Consider the following 24,288-nt stretch of genomic DNA (forward strand, 5'->3'; position numbering starts at 1 on the left):
GAGTGAGAACGGCCCTGGCGCGACTGTGCCGGCTCCTGCTGCCGCGGCTCGGCTCGGCGGTGTTGGTGGTGTGGATCACCGCCACCGTCGTATTCGTCGCGCTGCGGGCCTCCGGCGACCCGCTCGAGGCGATCCTCGGCGGGCCGGGGTCACAAGCGGGCCCAGAGGCCACCCAGCGGGCCACCGAGGCATACGGTCTCGACCAACCGCTGATCATGCAGTATCTGGCCCAGCTGTGGCGGATCGCCACCCTGCAGTTCGGGGACTCATACGCGCGCAAGCAGCCGGTCGCGGATCTGCTCGCGGAAAACCTCGCGCCGACCATCCTGATCGCGACGCTTGCGCTCCTGCTCGCCTGGGCGCTCGCCGTGGCGGGTCTACTCCTCGCTGCGACGGCCCGCGGACGCCTCGGGGGCCTCGTGCGGGCTGGGCTCGCCGGAATTGAAACGGTGGCGAGCGTGGTGCCGCAGTTTTTCTTGGGGGCGGTGCTGATCCTGGTGTTCGCGAACGGGCTGGGGTGGTTTCCGGTGACAAGCACGGGATCCAGCCCCGCCGGGCTCGTCCTCCCCGTCGTGACGCTGGCGGTTCCGATCGCCGGGTATCTCGCGCATGTGCTCCACGGATCTCTCGCCGAGGCCGATGCAGCCCCGTTCGCGACGACGGCCAGGTCGCGCGGGGCTTCCGAAACTCGGGTGTTCTTTCGCCACACACTGCGCCACGCGGCGCTCCCCGGGGTGGCACTGTCTGGCTGGGCGTACGGCTCGCTCCTGAGCGGTGCCGTGGTGGTCGAAGCGCTGTTTGCGCGGCCGGGCCTCGGGCGGCTCCTCCTCGAAGCGGCGAGCGTGCGCGATGTGCCGGTGGTGGTCGGCGTGGTCACGGTGATCGCGCTGCTCTACGTTGCGGTGATGGTGCTCGCTGCGCTGCTGGAACACGTCGTCGATCCGCGGCTCGCGGTTGCCCGCGCCGCACCGGGGGTGGTCGGCGCATGACGACAGCGCCCAACAAACGGCTTGGCTGGTCCGGGATCACGGCGCTCGCGATCCTGATCCTGACGCTGCTCGCGGTAGCCGCCCCGCGCCTTATCGCCCCCGGTGACCCGCTCGCGATCCATCCCGCCGACGCACTTCAACCGCCCTCACCCGCGCACCTCTTCGGCACCGACGAGTCCGGCCGGGACCTCTTCACCCGCGTCGTTCACGGCGCGGCGGCCTCGCTCGGGATCGGCCTCGCCGCGACCGCAATCGGAGTCGGGATCGGCGCGATCCTAGGATTCATTGCAGGCCTCGGGCCGCGACTCCTCGACTCGGCGCTCGGCCGGGTGTTTGAGGTGCTGTTCGCCCTCCCCACCCTCGTGATGGCGCTGCTGTTCATCGCCGTGATTGGCGGTGGCCCCGCGGCGTCAACCCTCGCGATTGGCATCGCGACGATCCCTGGCTATGCACGCATGCTGCGGGCACGGGTGCGCGGGATCGCACACAGCGACTATGTGGAGTGGGCCCGGCTTGACGGCGCAAGCCCCTGCGCGTGTTCGCCAGGCACATCGCTCCCAACTCGCTGTGGCCGCTCGTGTCGGCAGCGACACTCGGGGTGGGCCAAGCGATCGTGTGGGTGTCGGCGCTCGGTTTCTTGGGGCTCGGCGCACTGCCGCCATCGCCGGAGTGGGGCGCGATGCTGAACTCGGGCCGCACCTACATCGAGGTCGCCTGGTGGATGACGGTGTTTCCGGGCCTCGCCATCGTCCTAACGGCCGCGGCACTGACGGCGTTGGGGCGCAGGCTCGCCAGAGTGGGAGTCTCATGAGCATTTTGGAGATTCAGGATCTCAGCGTGCACTTCGGCGGCGAAGCGATCCTCGACGGCATCACCCTGAGCGTCAAACCGGGCGAATGTCTGGCGATCGTGGGTGAATCGGGGGCGGGAAAGTCGGTGCTCACTCGCACGCTGCTCGGGCTCACACAGGCCGAGTCGCAGTGGCGGGTCTCCGCGGGCCGCTTCGACGCGACGGGCCGCGACATGCGGGCGGCCTCTCAGCGTGACTGGCGCAGGCTGCGCGGCGCCGAGGTGGGGCTGATCCTGCAGGATGCGCTGCAGTCGCTCGATCCGCTGCGCACCATCGAGGCTGAGGTGGGCGAAGCGCTGGCGGTGCGGGATCGAGGAGCGTTGTGGCGCAATAGCGCCTCCCGGCGGGCGTTGGTACTCGACGCCCTGCAGCGTGCGGGCCTACCGAATGCCGCCGATCACCTGCGGCAGCGATCCGGCGAGCTGTCCGGGGGCATGCGGCAGCGGGCCCTCATCGCCTCGGCGATCGCGGCGAATCCACAGCTCGTCATCGCAGACGAACCCACTACCGCACTCGACCCCGCAACCGCCGCCCGCGTGCTCGACCTCTTCGCCGAGATCCGCGCCTCCGGCACCGCTCTGCTGCTCATCAGCCACGACCTCCGCAGTGTCGCGCGCATCGCCAACCGTATTGCGGTGCTGGATCGGGGCCGGATCGTGGAGCTCGGCGAAGCGACCCAGATCCTGAATCGTCCGCAGCACACCGTCACGCAGCAGCTTCTCGCGGCGTCGCCGTCTGGTCCGAAGCCTGGCCCGACGAGGGCGCCGGGCGAACCGCTCATCACCGTGACGGCCGGGACCCGCAGCTTCGCCCGCGGAAAGGGCGGAAAGGGCGGAAAGGGCGAAACGCGCGCGCTCGACAGCGTCAGCTTTGAGCTTCGTCGGGGCGAGGCAGTGGGGGTCCTGGGCGAATCGGGCGCGGGCAAGACGACCCTCGCACGGGTGCTCGTCGGAGCCGAACGCCTCGACTCAGGGACGGTCTCCCGCGCCGGGGCAAAGGTGCGGCTGATCCCGCAAGATCCGCTCGCAAGCTTTGACCCGAGGTGGCGGGTTGAGCGGATCATTGCCGCGTCCAACCGCCTACCCGACACGACCGTGGCGGAGCTGTTAGCGATGGTCGGCCTCGAACCCGAACTGGCGCGTCGCCGTCCCGCGTCGCTGTCTGGCGGACAACGGCAGCGGGTAGCGATTGCTCGTGCCCTCGCTGCGGATCCCGATGTGCTGGTGTGCGACGAACCGGTGTCGGCGCTCGATATGCGCACCCAGGCGGGGATCCTCGAGCTGCTGCGACGCCTGCAGCGGGAGCGCGGCCTGACGATCGTGTTCGTCTCCCACGATGTTGCGGCGCTGCGCACCGTCTCCGATCGTGTGCTGGTGATGCGCAGCGGCCGGATCATCGAACAGGGCCCCACGGAGGCGGTGTTTGCTGGCACCGCCTGACAACCGCTCAGTGAACCTTCGCGACCTCCGAGCCGATCACGATGCCGGTGCGGAGTTCGGCGAGCACCGCGAGTACGGCTGCGGCGGCCTCAGGATCCGCAACCCGCTCTCGCGCGAGCGAGGATCCCTCCCCCACTTTGATACCGAGATCGTCAGGCCCCAGCACCGCAAACACGTCTTCGTCGGTCACGTCGTCGCCGAGGAACAGCACGGGAGCCGCCGGCAGCGCCTCACGGATCAGTTGCAGCGCGCTTCCCTTGTTGGTGTTACGAACCGAAAATTCGCGCACCTGCTTGCCCTCGCGCATCGTGATCCCGGGCACAGCTCCGAGCTCAACCGCGGCGGCCAGGAGCTCGGCGGCCCGATCCGGCTCGACGACTTCGCGCGTGTGGACCACGATCCCGTATGGCTTCCGTTCAAGCCGCACGCCCAGCTCATCACGGAACACCCGGTCGAAGCGGCGCGAGAGCTTGCTGAGCCGTTCTTCCTCGTCGGGCGTCAGCGATCCCGAATCGGGGCCCACCGCGGCAGCGCCCGCAGCCTCCATCCCGGTAAGCTCCGCTCCGTGGGAAGCCGACAGGATCCAATCGTCGGATTCAAGCCCGGTCACCCGCAGCCCATCAATCGAGCGGCCGGTCAGCAGAATCACCTGCACATCGGGTGACTCCTGCAGCACTTCAAGGGCGTGCCGGGCACGGGGCAGGATCCGGGCATCCTGTGGACGCCCCACGATCGGCGCGAGGGTACCGTCAAAATCGCTCGCGACGATCAGCGTCGGGGCGGTCGCAAGCCGTCTGAGCCTCGCCCGCAACGGACTCGATATAAACACTTCAGCGGGCGGGGGCGCCTCGCCATCATCACTGGCCTGCTCACTCACCACCTGCTTTTCTCGGGTGTCAGCCGCGGCAGCCACCGCCCCCAGATACTGTGTCGCCCAGTGCGCGACATCGTTGTCGTAGACGGCTTTGCGCAGTGACCGCATCCGACGCCGCTGCTCTTCGCGGGGCAGGTGAATCGCTCGGAGCATTGCGGCTTTGAGCGCCTCGATATCGTGCGGGTTAATCAGGAGCGCCGCTCGCAGCTCGTCGGCGGCCCCGGTGAATTCGCTCAGGATCAGGGCCCCGCCCTCATCGGCCCTGCAGGCCACATACTCCTTCGCGACCAGGTTCATGCCGTCTCGCAGTGGCGTCACCACCATCACGTCGGCCGCGAGATACAGTGCCGCCATCTCGTCGCGCGAGTAGCTTTGGTGCAGGTAGACGAGCGGTGAGTGACCGATGGACCCGTGGGCACCGTTAATGTGCCCTGCCGTGACCTCAACTTCTTCGCGCAGTTGCTGATACGCCTCAACCTGTTCGCGGCTTGGGCTCGCAACCTGCACGAGCACGGTGTCGTGGGCGCTGATCTCGCCGTCCTCAAGCAGCTCTTCGAAGGCCTTCAGCCGGTGCCTGATCCCCTTCGTGTAGTCCAGCCGATCCACGCCAAGCAAGATGGTGCGTTCCTGGCCCAGTTCTTCGCGGATCTCCTCAGCACGCCGGCGTATCTCGGGCCGCGACGCAAGTTCCTCAAATCCGCCTGCGTCGATCGAGATCGGGAACTCCTGCGCGAGCACCGAGCGCGCGGCCTGATCCGGGGTCTCGGGCAGCACGATCGTGTTGCCCCGCGCGGGGGCACCCGCGTAGCGCTCGCTGACGTAACGGAAGTTGACAGCATCTTGCACACGCTGAAAGCCGATAACGTCGGCGCCCAACAGCCCTCGCACAATCTGGCGCCGCCAGGGAAGCTGCGCGAAGAGACTCCGTGGCGGGAAGGGGATGTGCAGAAAGAAACCGATGGTGAGGTCGGGGCGAAGATCCCGCAGAATGGCGGGCACCAATTGGAGCTGGTAGTCGTGCACCCAAACCACAGCACCCTCAGCAGCCTCGCGCGCCACCCGCTCAGCGAATCGCAGGTTGACGCGCTGGTACGAGTCCCACCAGGTCCGGTGATAGACCGGCGGGGAGATCACATCGTGGTACAGCGGCCATAGCGTGCCGTTTGAGAAGCCCTCGTAATAGCTCTCGAGCTCTTCGCTTGAGAGCGGGATCGGGGCGAGGCGCATGGATCCGATCTCGAAGGGCTCTACCTCTTCGTCTGCGCTGCCGGCCCAACCCACCCACAAACAGCCGAGTTCGCGCACGATGGGCTCGACCGCGGTCACCAATCCACCTGGCGACGGCGCCCAGTCAGTCTTGCCGTCTTCTCTGACGATCCGGTCCACGGGCAGCCGATTCGAAACCATCACGAGTTCGCGCCCCTTGGCGACCTCACTCAATTCAAACATTCCAACGCTCCCAACGAGTGTTGTGTCCGACGAAACCGAAGAATCGCATTCAGTCTATCTACTCGGATGCTGTGGGGTAACATCGCCAGGATCCTGAACGCCCCAAGGCTTCAAAAGGACAATTCCCCGCAACTCTCGCGAGCTGCGGGGAATCTCACCCTGCGTAAGTTGGGCGCAGAGCCTTAGAGGTCGTGATGTTCACCCTCGGGAGCCGAGACCGCGATCTTCGCGCCCGCAACCCCCACGTCAATCGTGCGGGTCGCGAGGTCGTCGCGCGAGATCTCAACAACCGTCTTGTTCACTGGATCGGTGATGTACACAAAATCATGGCTGAACGCGAGATCCGGCATCACTCCGCCGTGGCCCTCGGGAACTTCCCACGCGTCAATGGCGGCAACCGTTTCTGTAACCTTGCCGGATTTGATATCGAACAGAACCAGGTCACCATTAGTTGTGAGCACAGCGCCGACGTTATCGCCGAGGTCAAGCATTGCACGGAAGGGTGCACCAACGTCGACCGTCTTCGTGCTACCTTCCGCGAGATCAGCGATGAGCACAGTGGTCGCGGGGCCCTGGCCGTAGCGGCCAAAGATCAGTGTGGCATCGGATTCGGCCGGGTGCGCGAACGCACCGACTCGATCCTCGCCCTTCGCGGGGTATTCGTGTTTGACCGAGCCGCCGGCTTCAGTGACCTCGAGCAGACCATCGGTGCACCCGAAGACCACGGACTCTTTGAGTACAGCAGCGCCATGCAGACCTGGGCACTCGGGGAATTCGGCGATCAGGTTGCCTTTGTCATCGTAGGACGCGACACCGAGAGGCAGATTCTCATCGGGCATTGTCAGCAGGAAGCCATCCTGTCGGGGCACGGCGACTCCGTGGTGAGGGGCGGCGGCGGCTTTCGTGATGAACGGCTGGGGATTGTCACCCATCAACTCGATGTCGGTGTAGACGGCGGTGGCTCCGGTTCCGTCATAGTAAATCGCTGTCTTGGTGCCGGAGCGCTCAACATGGGTCGGTTTCTCGCCTGTCGCGACAACATCACTGATGCTCGGCTCAGCTTCCTTGACGTCGCTGTGGTCACCGTGAGAGACGAGGCCCAGCCCCGAATCCACCAGCCAGGTGTTACCAGATTCACCATCGGTAACCGCGAAACTACCGCTGTGTCCGAGTGCGGTCAGCGTGGGGTTCTTCCCCGCCGAGAAAGCTGCGAGCTCCTCGCCGCTGTCCGCATCACGCACGCTGACACCCTCGGGGGTGGAGAGAACGAGGCGTGCTTCAGCGTGTTCATGTGCCGTCGCGTCTGCGGGCTCAGTGGCAGGGGCAGAAGAGCAAGCACTGAATGCGAGGGTACCGATGCAGAGGGTGGACAAAATGATGAGTCGTTTCGTTTTCATCCCCCCACCATACGATAATGAGAATGAATATCAAAAACTCGGGGCGCCAGCTTTCCATGGAACGTGCGCTTCGTCACGACCCGGCGGCGTAAACATCGCAGCAACCCAGGTCGTGATCGGCACGGCCAGCACCAGGCCGATACTGCCGCAGAAGGTGCGCACAATCTCGACCGCAATATCCTCACGCGTCAAGAGCGACAGTACCGGGCGGTCGTAGAGATAGAGCAGCAGTAACACACTGAGGGAAGCACCGACGTAGGAGAAAAACACCGTGTATACGGTCGAGGCGATATGGTCGCGCCCGATCCGCATCGCCCTAGCGTAGACCTCACTGCGTGGCATGGCCGGAGCGGCTGCGCGCAGTTCCCATACCGCCGAGGCTTGGGTGATCGTCACGTCGTTCAGGATCCCGAGTCCCGCGATAATGATCGCGCAGGTGAGTAGCCCTCGGAAGTCGATCTGGGTTGCCACAGCCGAAAGGAAGCCCGCCGATTCATCACCTAAGCCGCTGAGCCTGGTCGTATGCACGGCTATCAGGGAGATTCCCGCCATGATGAGGATCCCGCAGAGCGTACCGACGAGGGCTGCGGTGGTGCGCATGGTGAAACCGTGCACGAAGAAGAGGATCACAAACATGATCGCGCTTGACCCGACAAGCGCAACGGGCACACCGGGGCTGCCGCTCACAAGTGCGGGCAGGATGAACGCGAGCAGCAGGAACGCGCTCACCCCCAGCGCAACGAGGGCGAGCAGCCCTCGGATCCTACCGACCCAGACGACAACCACCATGAACACAACGGCGAGCACCAAAAGCGGAAGCCCTCGGAACACTCCCGAGACACCGTAGGACGTTGCGGACACCTTGTAATTACGTTCAGATGATCCCTCTTGTTGCGCAGGATCCTGAGCCGGTGGGATCGCAGTAGCAGACAGCTCGATATTGTCCCCCACCTGAATCCCTGCGGAAGCGAGGGCACCTCGCACAGGGACCTGGATCATGCTTCCGGAGTCGGGGCCCGAACGCATTCCCACACTGAAGGTGAGGCAGTGACCTCCGAGATCAGCTTCAGCACCTTCGCAGCCTTCGGTGATCCCGAGCACTTCTCCCCGCTCGAGCGTCTGCCCTTGCGCCGCGGAGGCGCTCTGAGACGCTACCGCAGACACCTCGGCAGAGTTGGGCCAGAGCGTCACGAGACCAATCACAGTGGCCACAGCAACACACCCGAGAAGAACGAAGGTGACCCATTTCACAGCGCGGCCGGTCTCTACGCTGCCGTCTGTGAGGTCGTGGGAATGGGAATGGGAATGGGTGTGCGCTTCCCCGCGCACTCCCTTCCGTAAGGCCTGCCGCAAGCTGCTGAACACGGTTATCAATATAGCAATTCTGGTAGGAGCGATCTCCAGAATCTGATTCGGCGGCGAGACCCAGGAAGAGTTAGTGCCGGGAGATGCGAAGCGAATGCGCGACACGTGACAGTAGCATGGGACACACAGATACCGTCAACGCGATTTGCGCACATGAGAAGGACCCAGAATGACCGTAAGCGTCGGCGCCACCGGGACAGCGTTCAACCTTGACCCGCTCGACGGCGCGCGCGACCCGCGGCAACTGAATCGGCCGCTCTAACAAGGCTTCATTCGGGCAAGGCTTCAAGCGATTCTTTCAAAAGTACGCCGACTTTACCGGGCGAGCTTCTCCGCGGGAATTTTGGTGGGGATTTCTGGTGTTCATGCTCGCACGCCTGCTGCCTTACCTTCTCATGTTTGCAGGCGCGCTGGTGAGCGACTCTCTCGACCCTCGCTCGCCCGTCGCCGATTCCGTCAACAGCGTCCTGGGCCTTGCCTTGGTATTCATCTTGTTGCTTTTTTTGGCCAGTGAATTTGGAACGGTCCTCCCGATTCTCGCAGTCACCTGGCGCAGGCTCCACGATGCCAACCTGCCCGGCCCGTGGGCCCTGCTTTCGTTCATCCCGCTTTTGGGACAGGTGGTGCTACTTGTTCTCGTGCTGATGCCCTCGACCCCCGCGGGTCGCCGCTTCGACTACCAGGCCTGGGGTCCCGCGCCAGGGATCCCCCCGCAAGGGTACCCAACGCAGGCGTTCCAGCAGCCACCGCAATGAGCACTGGGCATGCCGCGTCTCGCCCTTGATACGCGGCACTAGCGCCGCCGGTTGAGAGAGGGCACGCTCAACCGGCGGCAAGGGCTAGGGTGTGTTGATTAAGTCCTTCGGGATGTTTCTCGGTAAAACTTAATGCATGGTGGTGCGTCAAGAGATCTCTGATGAAGTGTGGGCTGTGTTCGAGCCATTGATGCCGGTTCCTGCGGGACGTTCTCGTCCGTGGTCGGATCACCGGCTCGCGGTTGAGGGAATGGTGTGGAAGTACCGAACCGGGGCTCCTTGGCGGGACGTGCCGGAGCGGTTCGGGAAGTGGAACACGATATACAAACGCTTTACCAGGTGGGCAGAGGACGGCACCTGGGAGTTGCTACTCGCTGAGGTGCAGAAGCAGGCTGACCAGCTTGGGGCAATTGACTGGGTGGTATCGATTGATTCGACAATCGCGCGCGTGCATCAGCATGGTGCGACGCTGCCTCGCATCAAAAAGGGATCTGTCGAATTACAAGAATCCGCTCGTGGAGCCTGAGAATCATGCGATTGGTCGCTCGCGTGGCGGCCTGACAACGAAGGTGCATCTCGTTGCTGATGGGAAGGGTCGCCCGTTGGGGATGGTGGTGACTGCGGGGAACGTGAATGACACCACGATGTTTGCTGCGACGCTGGACGACATTCGGGTGCCGCGAGAACGGGGTCGTGCGCGTTCTCGTCCTGATCGAGTGCTCGCCGACAAGGGGTATCCTTCGCGGGCGAACCGTGCCTGGCTGCGGGCGCGCGGGATCGCGGCGACGATTCCCGAGCGCAGTGATCAGATCGCGAAGCGACGTAAACGGGCGGGCCGTCCGATCGAGTTCGGGGAAGAGCAGCAGCAGAGGTATCGGGGGCGGAATGTGGTTGAGCGGTGTTTCAATCGGTTGAAGCAGTGGCGCGGGATCGCGATGCGGTCTGACAAGCTTGCACGAAACTATCGGGCCGGTGTCGCGCTGGCGTCGATTTTGATCTGGATCAAAACAGACTTAATCAACACACCCTAGCTCAACCATGACATTAGCCAACTAGTTGCGCGGCAAGACAGGGTATCCCAGTAGCGCAATCGGGAAAGTTGCGTAGCGAATCATCCGCCTTGCGTAGCTCTACCGCGCACCCTCACCCACGCCACCCGCATCGACCCACACCGGCCCGCACGGACCCAAAACAGCGAAGCCATATTGGCGATTGAGGTTCATTCAACCGCCAGTATGGCTTCACTCATTGCGCGGGTCAGCGGCGACGGTTCACCCTAAGTCGGGCGGCTCCGACCGATCCTGCCACAACCGCTCCGGCTGCGAGGAGACCGACCCCGAGTATCGCGGGCGAGGTCAGGGGCTCTGATCCAGTGTTCGCAAGCTGGTTCCCATTCGGTCCAGGATTTTGGGGTCCAGGGTTCTGGGGTCCAGGCGTAGGAGGATTGGGGAGCTTAGTGCTGGGGCCTTTCTTTTTCGGATCTTTCGGAGTAACCCCGTCAGGGATCGCCGTGTTCGTCACGGTGCATACCGCATTGTCTCCCTTCTTTACCGTCACACTCGTCGCGGTGAACGAGGTGGCCCCCTCGCACTTCCAATCCGAAGCCTTATAGCCGGCCGGCCCGGTTTCTGAGAGCTTGTAGGTGCCCGCATCCACAAACACCTGAGTCACATCATCGGAGCCGCTCACCCCTGAAAGCTCATCGGAGTCACCCACCGCATGAAGCGTCCAGTCTTTCGGGCCAAAGGTCTTCTTCGTCTGACCGTTGTCAACAACCTTGACCAGGGTGAGCTGCGAGTCAGCGATCCTGAGCGGCGGGATCGGCGTCTCAGTCACGGTGTTCTCGAAGACGCAGGTGATGTCACTCAGGGGCTTGATTTCCACCTCGGCGACGTCGACGTAGGCACCATCCTCACCAACGTTGCACTGTAGCGAGTTCAAATAGTAGTCATCTGGCCCGGTTTCGCTCAGATCGTACTTCTTGCCGGGCTTCACGTAGATGTAGCTGCCGTTGGCAGACCCCGGCACCGACTGTGTCTCTGGAGCGGGCTGTGCCTCCGGAGCAGGCGGCTCTTCCTCTATCTCCTGCGGATCCGCGACGGCACCAGCCAACGGCAAAGCTTCCTTCTGCGGTGTCGCCACGAGATTCCAGTCCGAGGGAACCCGCGTTCCACCAACAACCCGCTTCACCATCTTGATCCTCGGCTTACAGCTCACCGTGTTCGTGACGTTTACAGTGTTGTCCCCCTCATCAAGCGTCAGTGTGTACGGAAGGTTCTGCGCCACAGCCGCACCGTTCAGGCTCGTCACCTGAGACGAATCAATCGTGCACACTGAGGGAACACCCGCGGTCGTCTCACCAATCGTCACGCTGTCCCCCGCAGTTTTGCCGGTCTGCTTCGATCCCCACGCGACCGACTCGCCATTCAGCTTGGGCGTCGCGCTCAAGCCATACGGCTGCTCGCCGTCAACGTAGCTCTCCCCGTCAACCACCCAGGTCTTATTGATCGTAATGTTGGTGTTCGGATCATCGGGAGGAGTATCCGAAGCACAGGTGGGAATCTCCCCAAGGAACGGGTAGCTGTGAAGCTCACCGCCGGTGCCCCCAAACCCGGGCTCAGAAACGTGCAGAATGCTTCCCGCGGTGAAGAAACGCCCCGCGACTCCCGGAACCGACACCTGAGCGGTGCTCGCTGGGTTTCCAATCAGCACACTCCCCTGGAACTGCTGGAACCCACGCAAGGCAATTGACTGCGCGTTCGGAAAGTTCCAGAGCAGGTGACTGCGATGCTGGTTCCAATCGCTCCAGTCGTCAATCGTGCCGCCGTTCGTAATGATCTGCGGCTCGGTGCCCAACATGTTGACGATGATCGTTGCGTCGTCAGGGATACCCTCGAAATCCACGCCTGCCAACGGGTTGAGTCCGGAGTCAGGAATCGAGCCCGGCACTTCAAAGATCTGCGTCATCGAGGTCCCGTCACCAACAAGGTGTACCATCTGGCCCACATAATCGACCCTGCCCGTGACCGGTTTCGTTGCGAGACAGGAGCTCCGAGCCGTTAGTCCCGGTACCACCCCGCGGTACTCCGAAGCGGCGGCAGGATCCTGCACCGACGGCGAATCAACATTCCCTTGAATGTCACCGGCCTCCGCATAGCGGATCCTGCCCGGGTTCGTCCAGATCGTGTTTCCTTCCGCGATCGAAAACTTCCCGCCGATCGTCAAGAAATCAGTTCCGTCCGGCGGCCGCACCTGCGACCCCTTGCCCACAAGACCGACGTTGTACCCCCGGTAGCTAAACTCGGGTCCCTTATTCTGCGTAAAGTTGCCGAGCGTGACAACCTTCCCCTCCATTTCAGCGGCCGAACCGGCCACGTCGATGTTGCCGCCAGCGAAGACGTTCACCGCTTCATCTCGGTAGCCGCGATCCTCGCTGATATCCGAGGTTGGGGGAAGTCACCCGGCGGACACGCGGGGCCCTCGCACGGGCCCGGCACAAAATCATTTGGATCAATCACGACGGCAGGGCGGACCCCCGCGCCCTTCGTTACGGAAGGCTGAGGCGCAACCGCCCCAGCACTGCCGGGCAGAAGCGCCACTCCTAGCCCGGCGACCAAAGCTGTCGCTGTGATCCTCCGCCAAACACCTTGGGAGTTGATGCTTCTCATGAGCGTATCCTGTTCGCTTTCGGGGTCGGCTCTCGCGCGCACGAAGACCTCTTCGCGCGCGCGACCGGCAAGCCGGTCCGACCTTTACCCCAAAGCTGATATTCACACTTCATCACTCATTGCAGCAGCGAACCAGGCGGAAACAGACTTGCTGCCTCAAAACTGCCTCAAGGTTGCCTGTTGTGGATAACTGCGCACCCGCTATGCGGAAAGCTCCGGGAAGACCGTGGCGGATACGAAAAGATTCTCCGTGTCGAAGAAGTCACGCGCTGCTGCTGCTTCCTCACCAAGATCCCTGTGCGCGGATCCGCGAGCCATCAGAATCTCAGCCAAAACCGGATGCCCCTGCAGATGCGATTGCCCCTCCAACGCCCCCGTGCAGGCCGCGACGCAGGCCTTCAGATCACCGCGGGCGCGATAGGACTCTGCCGCGATGCGCGCAAGGTTCACAAGAAACAGCTCCGCCATGCGCGGAACGGGAAGATCAAGCTCGGCGATCCTGCCGCGCACTTCAGCCAGCTCCTGCATCGCCTCATCATGCCGCCCCAGCTTCACCAACAGCTCAGCCCGCGCCATCCGCGTATAGAGCAGCGGCTCATGCACCGTCACGTCACCCATCTCTTGGAGCGCGTCGTCGCAGTAGCGCAAGCCCCGCGCATACTCCCCCAGCTCAAGCGCAACGCCCGCCCGTAAGAAGTAATTCCAACCGAGGTATCTTGGACCCTCCAACTCAGCGGCGGCCTGCTCCGCGACGTCGAGTGCGCGGGCAGCAGCGGGCGCGTCCCGGCGATACGCAATCAAGAAGCCGGCGAGCTCGTCATGCAGGAGCGCAAACTGAGCTTTGTCGCCGATGACCTCCGCCGATTTCGCTGCCAACTGCCACAGCTCTATCCACGCTTGCCGGTGCGGCCACAGTTGCGCAAACCAGTGCAGGTGACTGATCAGAACCACCACAAGCCGGTGGCGCCCCGCGATCTGGGCCCGCAGCAACGCGGCAGGCCAGCACTCCCCCTCAGCGAGTAACCACTCCGTCGCACCCTCAAACGATGTCAGGTGACGAACCTCGATCCCTTCCTCACCCACAGACATCGTCGAGTATCCCTTAAACCACCATCCAGCGGCCGCGATTCCCGAGAGCAAATATCTGTCCGCCAGCTCCCTTGCAGCCTCAGCATCGGGATCCTTCTTGAGCTGCATTCTCGCAAAAACGCCAACGAAACCGTCCACTCGCACCCGGCCGTGCTCATCAACTTCTACGATCGACAGCTCACCGAGCTCGCGGACCACCGCCTCAGCACGAAGCACGTCCAAGCCGCTAAGCACCGCAACGAGATCCATCGTCGCAAAGCCGCCATCTGTCAGGCTGAGGCGGCGAAACACCAACTGTTGCTCAGCGCGAAGACGCTCATACGAGAGCTCGAACGCCGCCAGCAGGCTACGATCCCCGCGCTAAAGGCGCCCAAGCCCCGATCCGTATCCGAAGCAAGATTGCGGAGCACCGAACCAACCGTGAAGCCCGGATGCGATGCCACCTGATTCCCCGAGATCCGAAGCCCGAGCGGCACGCCCTCACAAAATCGCGCAAGCTCCGCCGTATCCGCGGCAGTGCGCTGACCCTCCGGAATAATGCTCTCCAACAGCCGAATCGAATCCTCGATTTCAAGTGGCCCGAGCGGCAGGCGAGAGACCCCATCCAGCCCCGCCAACGGAAGCCGGCTCGTCAAAATCATCGCCGATTCTCCGTGCGTCGGAAGCAACGGACGAACCTGAGTCTCCCCGTCAACATCGTCACACACCAGGAGGATGCGCCGACCTATCAGCGCCCGCTGGTACTGCGCAATCACCTCAGTATCTGGAGTGGGCTTCGCTGAGGGGTCGATGGCACGCACAATGCTGCGCGCGGCCTCCTCCGGCGATATCGGCGAGTTTTTCTCAGGACTCACCATCGACAAAAAGACCGTCGATTCGAAGTCTTCCTCGGCAGCGCGAGCAAGAGCGATCGCAAACGTGGTCGTTCCGTAGCCGACCGGGCCGGTGACCGTGACAATCGGCGATGGCTGTGAGACAAGAAGCTCAATCGCTCGCTGAAGTTCGGCCTCCCTCCCTGTGAAATCCGGGATCATCCGCGGGAGGGGGAACGGCCCCAACACATTCGGCAGCTTCGGCGGCTTTGGCGGCTTTGGCGCCACCTTCGCCCGTTCCCGTCGAACCAGAGAGAACAGCATCTGGGCGTCATGAGGCGGAAGCTGAAGCGCGGCGGCGAGGGAGTTCAGCGTGTATCGATGCGGCGCCCGCCGCACTCCTCGTTCAATATCGCCAATTGTGCGAACCGACACACCCGATAATTCTGCGAGCGCCTCAAGCGTCAGGTTACTTCGATCGCGAAATTCTCGCAGCAGAGCCCCAAGCTCCGCTTCGTCCGCAGCTTCCATGGCCCCACCGCCTCTCAAGACTTGAATTCGGATCACGCAAGGGAATCCTACTCCCCTTCCACTCGGACAACCAAGGATAGCCTTGCCAAAAATGGATCTTGATCTGGAACTTTGGCTAGCCTCACCTTCGATGCGAATTCTTCAGAAGTAGTGCAAGCTACCTACATGGCTCCCATTCAAAAGATGATCCGCTCATACCCGGCGGTGGCGGTGACCCTCGTGATCGCGGCCACCGGGCTCCTCCTGCTCGCCCTACCGGATCCCCTCCCCGCCGCGGCGCGGTTCTTCATCGGCGGCTATGCGCTCCTGATCGCCGCGTGGCAAGCCATAGGCATGATCCGGGAACTGCTGGCCGGCAACCCCGGCCTCGACATTCTTGCGGTTGTTGCAATCACCGCCGCCGTGTTGGTGGGTGAGCCGTGGGCAGCGCTCGTTGTCGTGCTGATGCTTACCGGGGGTGAAGCACTCGAAGACTACGCCCAGAATCGCTCGCGGCGCGCGCTCGACGAGCTCCTCAGTCGAGCCCCACGTCAGGCAACCAGGATCCTGGGCGGCACGAGCGACGCAGGCGTTGGAGGCGTCAACTGGGAAGATCCGGAACCCGAAAATACCGCAATGGAGACGGTTGACGTCGACGAGATCCGCGTGGGAGACACGCTGCTTGTTCGGCCGGGCGAGGTCGTGCCCGTCGACGCCGAACTCATCACTACGCGCGCCGAGTTTGATGAATCTTCACTCACCGGGGAAAGCCTGCCGGTCACCCGTTCCGCTGGCGACGCCCTCGCCAGCGGAATCGTCAATGGGACTGCCGCGATCCTCGTTCGCACAACCGCTATCGCCGCAGAGAGTCAGTATCAGCAGATCGTCGCTCTCGTCGAGGTCGCCCAACAGAGCAAGTCAAAGACTGTGCGCCTCGCCGACCGCTACGCAGTGCCCTTTACCGCCATCGCTATCGCTATTGGTGCCATCGCCTGGGCGGTGAGTGGGGATCCCGTGCGTTTCGCAGAGGTGCTCGTCGTCGCGACACCCTGCCCGCTGCTGATCGCGGCCCCCGTAGCGTTCCTCGGCGGCATGAGCCGGGCGGCCAAATCAGGGCTCATCGTCAAGGGCGGCGGCACCCTCGAACAGCTCGCGAAAGTGCGCTCCGTCGCGTTCGATAAGACAGGCACGCTCACCACCGGTCACCCCGAGCTTGAATACGTGATTCCGGCGCCGGGGTTCACCGAGGAACAGGTCTTACAGTGGGCCGCGACCGCGGAGGTGTATTCCTCACACGTGCTCGCAGAAGCTGTGATCCAGGCGGCCGACGAACGAGGCCTCGGACGCCTACCAGTGCACTCCGCCACGGAAAGCGCGACCAATGGGGTTGAAGCAGTCTTCTCACCGGTCCCTGTGACCAGCGCCGCAACCACTTTGGTAGTCAACGCACCCGGCACGATCCGCGTCGGCAAGCCGAGCTGGGTGAGCGAAGTCGCCGCGGATCTGCAGCGCGCTGAGGTTAGGCCCGGTGAGCTCGCAATTTACGTGGCGAGCGACGAGCGCTATGTCGGCGCACTCGTGATGCGCGACCGGCTGCGTGACGATACCGCCGCCACCATCGCTGAGCTACGGTCCCTGGGCCTCGAGCGCATGCTGGTGGTCACCGGCGATGTCGCTGCCACCGCTGAGCCGATCGCGGCTTCCCTCGACATCAGCGAGGTGCACGCGGAATGCCGGCCGCAAGACAAAGTACAAATTGTCTCCGAAGTGCAGCCGCGGCCGCTTCTCATGGCGGGTGATGGCCTCAACGACGCCCCCGTGCTCGCCGCCGCCGACGTTGGGTTTGCTATGGGTGCCCGCGGTGCGACGGCCGCGAGCGAGTCCGCCGACGTGGTAAACCGCTTCGACAGTTTTTCAGGGCTTGCAACCGCGGTCAGGATCGGGAAGGACACCGTGCGTATCGCCTTGCAGAGCATCTGGCTCGGGATCGCGATCAGCCTCGGCCTGATGATCGTGGCTGCCTTCGGATTCTTGCCGGCCCTCCTCGGGGCTTGGACACAGGAGATTGTCGACCTGGTCGCGATCCTGTGGGCGCTGCGCGCGATTTCACCTGACACATCAGCCCCGCGAGCCTAACGCGGGGCAATCCACGTTACTGTCGGGCGCAGCGACTCGCGGGGGTGGATCCGCCCATCGGTGCCGAACTGTTGAAGCGGTGGAGCGCGGCTCGCAGGCCTTCAAGCTCCACGGTGTCCCAGTCTCGGAATCTCTCTTGGTAATCGCGCGAGCTATGGGCGTGCAGTTCTTCGATCGCGGCCCTCGCCGCATCACTCGCGGTCAGCAGGACGACTCGCCGATCCTCAGCGGCAGCCACCGCCTCCGCTAGTTCCAGTTCCCGCAGCTTCGAGACTTGCCGACTCACCACAGCCTTATCCATACCGAGCAGATAGCTCAGCTCCGTTGCGGTGATCGGCCCTTTGCGGAGGATCGATTGCAGCACCAGCATGCCCGCACCCTTCAGTTCGGGATGCACCTCTTCGGCATAGCGAGTCCAGCGCATACGCGCAGAGGCGAATGCCTGGGAGAACTCGCTCATGATCTGGGCGATCATGTCATCTTCGGTCACGGCATCACCCAACTGTTCCGCGGACATCGCGACCCCTACTGCTCCAACTGTTCTTGTTCAGCGCGCAGTTCAGCAATCTTTTCGGCGTTGCTCTTGTTGCTGAGCGGAATATTCGGCAGGAACATGATCGCCAGAATAGCAACAAGCGCGACGGGTGATGCCGCGAGGAACACATTGCCGATACCGTGACCGTACGCACTCTCGACGACGATGCGGATCGGTTCGGGTAGTTCCGCAATTTTCGGGATCGTGCCCCCTGCAAGACTGTCAGCGCCCACCAGGTTCGCGGGGCTCAGCTTACTGAGGCCGTCCTTGATGTATTCGACAACGAGGTTCGCCAGCAACGCCCCATCGCGGACATTCCTGCGGTGCCGCCGATGGTACGGAAGAACGTAACCGCCGAACTCGCAACGCCCATCTGCGTGGGCGAGACGGTGTTTTGCACCACGAGTACGAGGTTTTGCATACACATGCCGACGCCGGAGCCGAGCACAAACATCGCGATACCGACAAACACGAAGGAGGTGTCGTAGCGTAGCTGCCCCATCATGAACAATCCTGCGAGCATGATGAAGGATCCAGCAACCATGAACCCCTTCCACTTGCCTGTGCGGGTGATCAGTTGGCCAACAATGGTGGAAGCGAGCAGCACACCAGCCATCATCGGGATCGTCAGCAGCCCCGACTCGGTCGGTGTCTTGCCGCGTGCGAGCTGCATGTACTGTCCGAGGAACACGGAGGTGCCGAACATGGCAAGCCCGACGGCGATGCTCGCGATGACCGCCATGGTGAAAGTGCGGTTCTTGAACAATGAGAGCGGGATCAGCGGCTCTTCGACGCGAAGCTCAACGATCACCGCGATCAAGAGCATCAGCAGGCCGCCACCCACCATCAGCCAGGTCTGCCACGACCACCAGTCAAACTCAGTACCGCCGAGGGTGACCCAGATCAGCAGGCTCGCAAAACCGAGCGAGATGAAGGTCGCGCCGAGGTAGTCGATCTTAATCTTGCGCTTTTCGGTGCGCAGGTGCAGGGTGCGCTGCAGCACGATGATGGCCGCGATCGCGATCGGAGCGGCAACGTAGAAGTTCCAGCGCCAGCCGAGCGTGTCGGTGATGGCGCCGCCGAGCAGCGGGCCGCCGACCGTGGAGACCGCCATGATTGCGCCCATGATACCCATGTATTTGCCGCGTTCGCGGGGGCTGATGATCTCAGCAAGGACGATCTGGCCGAGCGCACCGAGACCGCCCGCCCCCAGACCCTGCAGCACGCGGAACGCGATCAACCAAGAGGGTTCTTGTGCGGTGCCGGCGAGCGCCGAGCCCACAGTGAAAAGAATCAGGGAGAGCTGCAGCAGCACCTTTTTGCTGGTGAGGTCGGCAAGCTTGCCCCAGATCGGGGTCGAGATCGCCGAAGCGAGCATGGTGCCCGTGACGACCCAGGTGAAGGCTGCCTGGTTGCCGTTGATATCGGCGATGATGATCGGCATCGACGTACCAACGACCGTCATGGAGAGCATGGAGACGGCCATGCTCATGAAGAGGCCGGTGAGCGCGAGGTTCTTTTCGCGACCCTTCAACACACCTTCGACGGGTGATTCTTTCAGGGATTCGGTCTGTGTCTGTGACATCTGAGGAGCGGGAACTTTCTGCATGCGATCTTTAGTTGACGAAGATCAACTATATGCAGATCGTTGACCCCTGTCAACTAATCGGCACGGTGCGCCCGCCGCTGTCGAGGTGGGGGCAGGATTCGAACCTGCATACACGACGTTGCGCGTCGTGACCTCGCCATTCGGTCACCCCACCGTGTGGGCCGCAACGACTGTTGCCAGTCCGCGCGGCCCGTGCGGCTATGCCACATTGTATGCCGCGAGCGCTTCTCCGATCACTTCGAGAGCGACCTCGATTTGCTCGTTGGTGACGGCGAGCGACGGCAAGAAACGGATCACGTTGCCGTAACTGCCCGCGGTGAGCAACAAGACCCCGCGCTTTGCCGCGTGCGCCGCGATCTGCGACGCGAGGCCCGCGAGCGGAATTGTGGTGCCGGGTTCAAGAAGCTCGAACGCGATCATCGCGCCGTACCCGCGAATGTATCCGATCACCACATGTTTCTGCGCCAGTGATTGAAGCCCGTCGGTGAGCGTCCGTTCGATCCTGGCCGCCTGGGCAAACGGCGCCCCGGTTTCGAGGAGATCCAGCACGGCGTGGGCGGCGGCGATCGAAACGGGGTTGCCGCCAAACGTGCCGCCCAGTCCGCCAGGATGCGCGCTGTCCATGATCTCGGCCCGGCCCGTGATCCCGGCGAGTGGCAGGCCATCGGCGATGCCCTTCGCCGTGAGGACGAGATCCGGAACCAGGTTAAAAAACTCGCTCGCAAACCAGGTGCCGGTGCGCCCGAGACCCGCTTGAATCTCGTCGGCGATGAATACGACGCCGTTCTGGGTCGCCCACTCCTGCAGCGCAGGCGGATACCCGTCTGCGGGCACGACGAAGCCACCCTCGCCCTGGATCGGTTCCGCAATGATCGCGGCCAGATCCGCAGTGCCGATGCGCTGCTCAAGATATTCGATGGTGCGGGCGGCTGCCTGAGCGCCGGTCAAACCGTCGCGGATCGGGTAGGAATTGGGTACGCGCTGCACGTCGGGTGCGAACGGACCGAAGCTTGTGCCATACGGAGCGACGCGGTGATTCATGGCCATCGTGAGACTCGTGCGGCCGTGAAACGCATGATCGAGGGCCGCCACAACGCGACGACCGGTGTGGGCGCGCGCGATCTTCACGGCATTCTCGACGGCCTCGGCGCCAGAGTTGACGAAAAACGTCTTCTTCGCGTGTGCGCCGGGCGTGTGCTGCGCGAGACGTTCGGCGAGGCGCGACGGCATCACCTAGCTCCAAGTAGCTGAGTTCTCAGCGGGTCGTGGTGAACCTGCGGGTCAGACTCCGGTCTGCTTCGCCTGTTGGATCCACGCGTCTGACACCTGCTCGTTTTCCATCGCCATGCTCGAGGCGACACGATCTACAACCACAGCGAGCCGGGCCTCACGCTTCTGCTCTTCAGTCTGCGCACGCCAACGCGACAGCGACTGTGCTGCCGACGCGCTGATCTGGACCGTAGTGCTCATGAAATGGATTCTACGCCACCATCGATTTGAAACGCAGGGTCACGCGGAGTGACGGTTCAGCAGATTGCATCTGTTCAGCAGAATAGGGGGAAATCCGGATGCAGCAGGTGAGACCTTGTCAGGTCTAGCCCCCAGCTTCCCGGGGACATGCTTGACTACGACGTAGCGTCATAGTTCACACTAGAGGGATGACGCAGAGAGGCACTTGGCTGAGAACGGCGCATCGGGTACACACAGCACTCACGGTCACTGTCGTTCTCACGCTGCTCGTGCTCAACCTCACGGGATTACTGAGCGGAGGCATTGCCCTGCGCCTGTTCTTGGCAATCGAGGTTCCACTCCTTCTAGCTTTCCTCGCGATCACTGTGCTGAGATTCAAACGCTTCGGGCGCTCCGCAGACGCTACAGACACGGGACTCCTCGACAGGATCGAAACAGAAGAGCCTCTGCTTCGCCCCGTCGTCACCGAGCTCCGGGCATTCGGAAGCCTCTACCTGGCAGCTACGAAGAAACGGCAGCTGCCTCCCCGCGCAGAACCCTTCGGATACACCAAAGGAACAATGACTATCCCTACGGTGATGATCGCAGTGAGCTTGGCTGAGTTGGTGATTGTGCATTTTCTCGTTCCTTGGGAGTGGCTGCGGATCGTGCTGCTGATCCTCACGATTTGGGCGGTGCTATTCATCCTGGGTTTCTTTGCAACTCGCATCGTGCATCCTCACTTCATCAACAACGAGGCACTGCATCTTCGCTGGGGGCATCAGTCCGTGTTGGCAACGCCGCTCACCAACATTGTCTCCGCGGCCAGACATGCCAACCACGCGCATACGCAACCGCAGATCGATGGTGAACTGAAGCGCTCTGGGTTTGTTGGAGATTCCGTACTTTGGAAAGAGGATGGAGTCATGGAACGAGTAAACAACAGAGCGCGCAGATACTCGGTTGAGGAGAAAGCGGCCGCGGTCCGCATGGTACGGACTCTCCAGACAGAACTCGGTAAGAGTCAAGGGACGGTGCAGCGTGTTGCTGACCAGCTTGGCTATGGACCAGAATCGGTGCGTTCCTGGGTACGTCAAGCCGACATTGATGACGGAGTGCATGCTGGAGTGACGACCGATGAGCAGACGCGTATGCGTGAGCTTGAACAAGAGAACCGTGAACTTAAACGCGCGAATGAAATTCTGAAGCGGGCCGCGTCTTTCTTCGGGGCGGAACTCGACCGCGAACATCGGAGCTAGTGGCATTCATTCACCGCAACAAGGACGATGTTGTTGCTGGGCGCAGGGTCGGGGTCGAGTTCATCTGCAGCGTGCTGCAGGTGGCCCCGTCAACCTACTACGCCGCGAACGGGAGACCAGCCTCGGTCCGGCAGCTCAGAGACGCTGAAGTCGCGCCGCAGTTGCTCGAGATCTGGGAGACGAACTGCTCTGTATATGGAGTACGTAAGCTCTGGAAAGCCGCGAAGCGTGCCGGGATCGGTATTGGTCGCGACCAGGTCGCGAGACTCATGAAGATCCTCGAGATTGCGGGAGTAGGCCGTGAGAAGCGGGTGAAGACCACGAAACCAGACCCGGCAGTGCCCAGACATCCAGACCTCGTGAACCGGGTATTCTCCGCGGACGGGCCGAACCAGTTGTGGGTGACGGATTTGACGTTCGTGCCCACCTGGCAGGGCGTCGCGTATGTGTGTTTCATCATTGATGCGTTCAGTCGCATGATCGTGGGGTGGCGGTGCGCCTCGAACATGAGAACTGAGACGGTACTTGATGCGATCGAAATGGCCCGCTGGTCACGGGGTAGAAAACTTCCCGAGCTTCGGTGCCATTCTGATGCGGGGTCGCAATTCACGTTTATTCGCTACGGGGAACGCCTAGCTGAGATAGGTGCGACGCCCTCGATCGGGACCGTTGGTGACAGTTATGACAATGCCCTCGCGGAGACAGTCAACGGGTATTACAAGGCTGAACTGGTGCGTGGGCCAGCGAAAGAGGGGCCGTGGAAGACGATCGATGATCTCGAGCTCGCGACGCTCGGCTGGGTGCATTGGCACAACACGCAGCGGCTGCATAGCTATCTCGGTGATGTGCCCCGGCAGAGCATGAGGAGTCGTTCTATGCTGGAGTTACCAGCGTCAAAGAACTGGTAGAAATCAAATGAGCTGAGTCTCCAACAAACCCAGAGCGCTTCAGCTCTCGCAGCGTGACTGATCTGGAAACAAATCCATAAGTCAGGTCAAAACAACCACGGGCTCGGCAACAGGCCAGCGACTAGTTATGCGGGCACAGGGCTTCAATCTAGGGGCCCCAGACACCGCTCGCATCGTCCCAGATAGATACGCTCTTGGGGTTCTCTTCCGTTGGAATGACTGGTGAGTCTTGGAAGAAGCCTGTTGCAACTTGGTCGAGCGAATCAAAGGCACGCCGCGCCACTGTCTCGTCGTTCGTCGTGACGACCGCTTTGAACGAGCGCTCACCGTCAGCAATAGACACGTTGATTGCAGTGACCGCCAAGGAATCTCCGCCGCGGGGCGTCCGCCGCTGATTAAACAGCTTCTTTATTCCGTCCCAGATCCCATTGGCGCTAACCGAAAGGAAAATCGCATATGAGACGTCGACAAAGATCTGAGGATCAGGAGCAAAGCTGAACTGGTAAGCGCGTTGAACCTCAATCAGTTTTCGATCAACTCCAGTCGCGGCAAGTTGCTCCTCGGCATCGATGAGAGCCTCATCTGCGAACCAAGCGTGATCAGCACTTATTCGAATAACAGCGTCGCTTGTGTGCCCTTCGCTCAGGTCACGAGCCAGCGGGGCTGTTAGCGTCGCGGATACCCCAGAGTGGGATACAAGCAGATGCTGGTCATCCTCGTGGATTTCGGCCCGGAATTTCAATTCGTCGACTCCATCTTGGCGGGTCTCCACAAAGGCGTCAAAACCCCGTATCCGGATCGGCCTGGATAGCTTGTGATCCACATGGAAAGGGATATCTCTCGCCTGCATTTGATTCGCCAGTTCCCTGAGCATATCGGGAGGGATCGAGACGCCACCGTAGGCCTCGATCGGGTCACTGGTCGTCAATGTCCCGCGAACTGGGCGCCACTCCGAACTTGTCATGGGGTAATTCTCTTCCTAATACGCTGAAGAATTGAAGACTACACCGGCTAATCAATGAACAGGGCGTTGACGCACCTCCACCGTTCGCGATAGGACGGCTAAACTGTGGTCATGAACCGAGGTCCACTTTCCATTCCTTGCTGAACTGAAAGAGTTGGCCTCACATTTCGGCAACTTCTACTAAGTCGCAAGCTGCTCAACTTCGGCGAACTCTCCGACGTGCATTGGATC

General features: G+C 62.3%; 17 protein-coding genes, 1 tRNA gene and 2 pseudogenes. 7 read left to right on the top strand and 13 right to left on the bottom strand.

Translation table 11 applies throughout. The annotated features are described in order from the left end of the window. The first annotated feature begins 2 nt into the window (after positions 1–2). The 3 genes and pseudogenes from G7067_RS13105 (at position 3) to G7067_RS13115 (ending at position 3,278) form a co-directional block, all read left to right on the top strand. Positions 3–989: an ABC transporter permease gene (locus tag G7067_RS13105; protein WP_244301128.1), complete on the top strand. Its 987-nt coding sequence runs from the start codon at positions 3–5 to the stop codon at positions 987–989. Then, positions 986–1,800: pseudogene (locus G7067_RS13110) on the top strand (ABC transporter permease). Before G7067_RS13105 ends, G7067_RS13110 begins: the two are co-directional and overlap by 4 nt. Beyond that, positions 1,797–3,278: an ATP-binding cassette domain-containing protein gene (locus G7067_RS13115; protein ID WP_166325234.1), complete on the top strand. Its 1,482-nt coding sequence runs from the start codon at positions 1,797–1,799 to the stop codon at positions 3,276–3,278. Before G7067_RS13110 ends, G7067_RS13115 begins: the two are co-directional and overlap by 4 nt. Positions 3,279–3,285: 7 nt before the next feature. On the opposite strand, the gene G7067_RS13120 is transcribed toward G7067_RS13115, so the two are convergent. The 3 genes from G7067_RS13120 to G7067_RS13130 form a co-directional block, all read right to left on the bottom strand. Continuing rightward, positions 3,286–5,601, bottom strand: coding sequence for a bifunctional alpha,alpha-trehalose-phosphate synthase (UDP-forming)/trehalose-phosphatase (locus tag G7067_RS13120; protein ID WP_166325237.1), 2,316 nt, complete (start codon positions 5,599–5,601; stop codon positions 3,286–3,288). Between the two features lie 182 nt (positions 5,602–5,783). Beyond that, positions 5,784–6,998, bottom strand: a complete 1,215-nt coding sequence (locus G7067_RS13125) for a hypothetical protein (RefSeq protein WP_166325240.1) — start codon at positions 6,996–6,998, stop codon at positions 5,784–5,786. A 30-nt stretch (positions 6,999–7,028) separates the two neighbouring features. Beyond that, positions 7,029–8,210, bottom strand: coding sequence for a YibE/F family protein (locus G7067_RS13130; RefSeq protein WP_166325243.1), 1,182 nt, complete (start codon positions 8,208–8,210; stop codon positions 7,029–7,031). Between the two features lie 518 nt (positions 8,211–8,728). Here G7067_RS13130 and G7067_RS13135 point away from each other — a divergent pair. Together G7067_RS13135 and G7067_RS13140 are read left to right on the top strand one after the other, a co-directional pair. Continuing rightward, positions 8,729–9,118 (top strand): DUF805 domain-containing protein, encoded by a 390-nt coding sequence (locus G7067_RS13135; protein ID WP_244301129.1) that lies wholly within the window; start codon positions 8,729–8,731, stop codon positions 9,116–9,118. Between the two features lie 136 nt (positions 9,119–9,254). Next, a protein-coding gene (locus G7067_RS13140; protein ID WP_425280684.1) for an IS5 family transposase occupies positions 9,255–10,149 on the top strand; the annotation gives its coding sequence in 2 pieces (ribosomal slippage) (positions 9,255–9,613 and positions 9,612–10,149; 897 coding nt in all). A gap of 226 nt (positions 10,150–10,375) precedes the next feature. Here G7067_RS13140 and G7067_RS13145 read toward each other — a convergent pair. The 3 genes from G7067_RS13145 to G7067_RS13155 all read right to left on the bottom strand — a co-directional run bounded on the left by G7067_RS13145 (position 10,376) and on the right by G7067_RS13155 (position 15,254). Further along, entirely contained in the window at positions 10,376–12,523 is a 2,148-nt protein-coding gene (locus tag G7067_RS13145; protein ID WP_166325246.1) for a choice-of-anchor A family protein, read from the bottom strand. Between the two features lie 464 nt (positions 12,524–12,987). Then, on the bottom strand, positions 12,988–14,166 hold the full coding sequence (locus G7067_RS13150) for a tetratricopeptide repeat protein (protein ID WP_166325249.1): 1,179 nt from the start codon (positions 14,164–14,166) through the stop codon (positions 12,988–12,990). Beyond that, positions 14,145–15,254, bottom strand: coding sequence for an XRE family transcriptional regulator (locus G7067_RS13155; RefSeq protein WP_166325252.1), 1,110 nt, complete (start codon positions 15,252–15,254; stop codon positions 14,145–14,147). Before G7067_RS13155 ends, G7067_RS13150 begins: the two co-directional genes overlap by 22 nt. 129 nt (positions 15,255–15,383) lie before the next feature. Between G7067_RS13155 and G7067_RS13160 the strand changes: the two genes are divergently transcribed. Next, positions 15,384–17,333 (top strand): heavy metal translocating P-type ATPase, encoded by a 1,950-nt coding sequence (locus G7067_RS13160; RefSeq protein ID WP_166325255.1) that lies wholly within the window; start codon positions 15,384–15,386, stop codon positions 17,331–17,333. A gap of 16 nt (positions 17,334–17,349) precedes the next feature. Here G7067_RS13160 and G7067_RS13165 read toward each other — a convergent pair whose 3' ends face one another. The 6 genes from G7067_RS13165 to G7067_RS13185 all read right to left on the bottom strand — a co-directional run bounded on the left by G7067_RS13165 (position 17,350) and on the right by G7067_RS13185 (position 20,947). Continuing rightward, positions 17,350–17,850 carry a MarR family winged helix-turn-helix transcriptional regulator gene (locus G7067_RS13165; protein WP_166325258.1) on the bottom strand — a complete coding sequence of 167 codons (501 nt, stop codon included), beginning with the start codon at positions 17,848–17,850 and terminating at the stop codon, positions 17,350–17,352. 8 nt (positions 17,851–17,858) lie between these two features. After that, positions 17,859–18,167 carry a hypothetical protein gene (locus G7067_RS14525; RefSeq protein WP_244301130.1) on the bottom strand — a complete coding sequence of 103 codons (309 nt, stop codon included), beginning with the start codon at positions 18,165–18,167 and terminating at the stop codon, positions 17,859–17,861. Then, positions 18,116–19,453, bottom strand: a complete 1,338-nt coding sequence (locus G7067_RS13170) for a DHA2 family efflux MFS transporter permease subunit (protein WP_244301131.1) — start codon at positions 19,451–19,453, stop codon at positions 18,116–18,118. The genes G7067_RS14525 and G7067_RS13170 overlap by 52 nt, the downstream gene beginning before the upstream one ends. 107 nt (positions 19,454–19,560) lie before the next feature. Continuing rightward, positions 19,561–19,631: transfer RNA gene (locus tag G7067_RS13175), tRNA-Cys, on the bottom strand. Positions 19,632–19,675: 44 nt separating this feature from the next. Next, positions 19,676–20,707 carry an aminotransferase class III-fold pyridoxal phosphate-dependent enzyme gene (locus tag G7067_RS13180; protein WP_166325261.1) on the bottom strand — a complete coding sequence of 344 codons (1,032 nt, stop codon included), beginning with the start codon at positions 20,705–20,707 and terminating at the stop codon, positions 19,676–19,678. Positions 20,708–20,758: 51 nt separating this feature from the next. Next, positions 20,759–20,947, bottom strand: a complete 189-nt coding sequence (locus G7067_RS13185) for a hypothetical protein (protein ID WP_166325265.1) — start codon at positions 20,945–20,947, stop codon at positions 20,759–20,761. Positions 20,948–21,852: 905 nt separating this feature from the next. On the opposite strand from G7067_RS13185, the pseudogene G7067_RS13190 reads away from it, so the two are divergent. Next, a pseudogene (locus G7067_RS13190) lies at positions 21,853–23,104 on the top strand (IS3 family transposase). 137 nt (positions 23,105–23,241) lie between these two features. On the opposite strand, the gene G7067_RS13195 reads toward G7067_RS13190, so the two are convergent. Continuing rightward, positions 23,242–24,057, bottom strand: a complete 816-nt coding sequence (locus tag G7067_RS13195) for a hypothetical protein (RefSeq protein ID WP_166325268.1) — start codon at positions 24,055–24,057, stop codon at positions 23,242–23,244. Positions 24,058–24,288 lie beyond the last annotated feature (231 nt).

Origin of the sequence: Leucobacter insecticola, assembly GCF_011382965.1 — a bacterium.
GTDB classification, from domain to species: Bacteria; Actinomycetota; Actinomycetes; order Actinomycetales; family Microbacteriaceae; genus Leucobacter; species Leucobacter insecticola.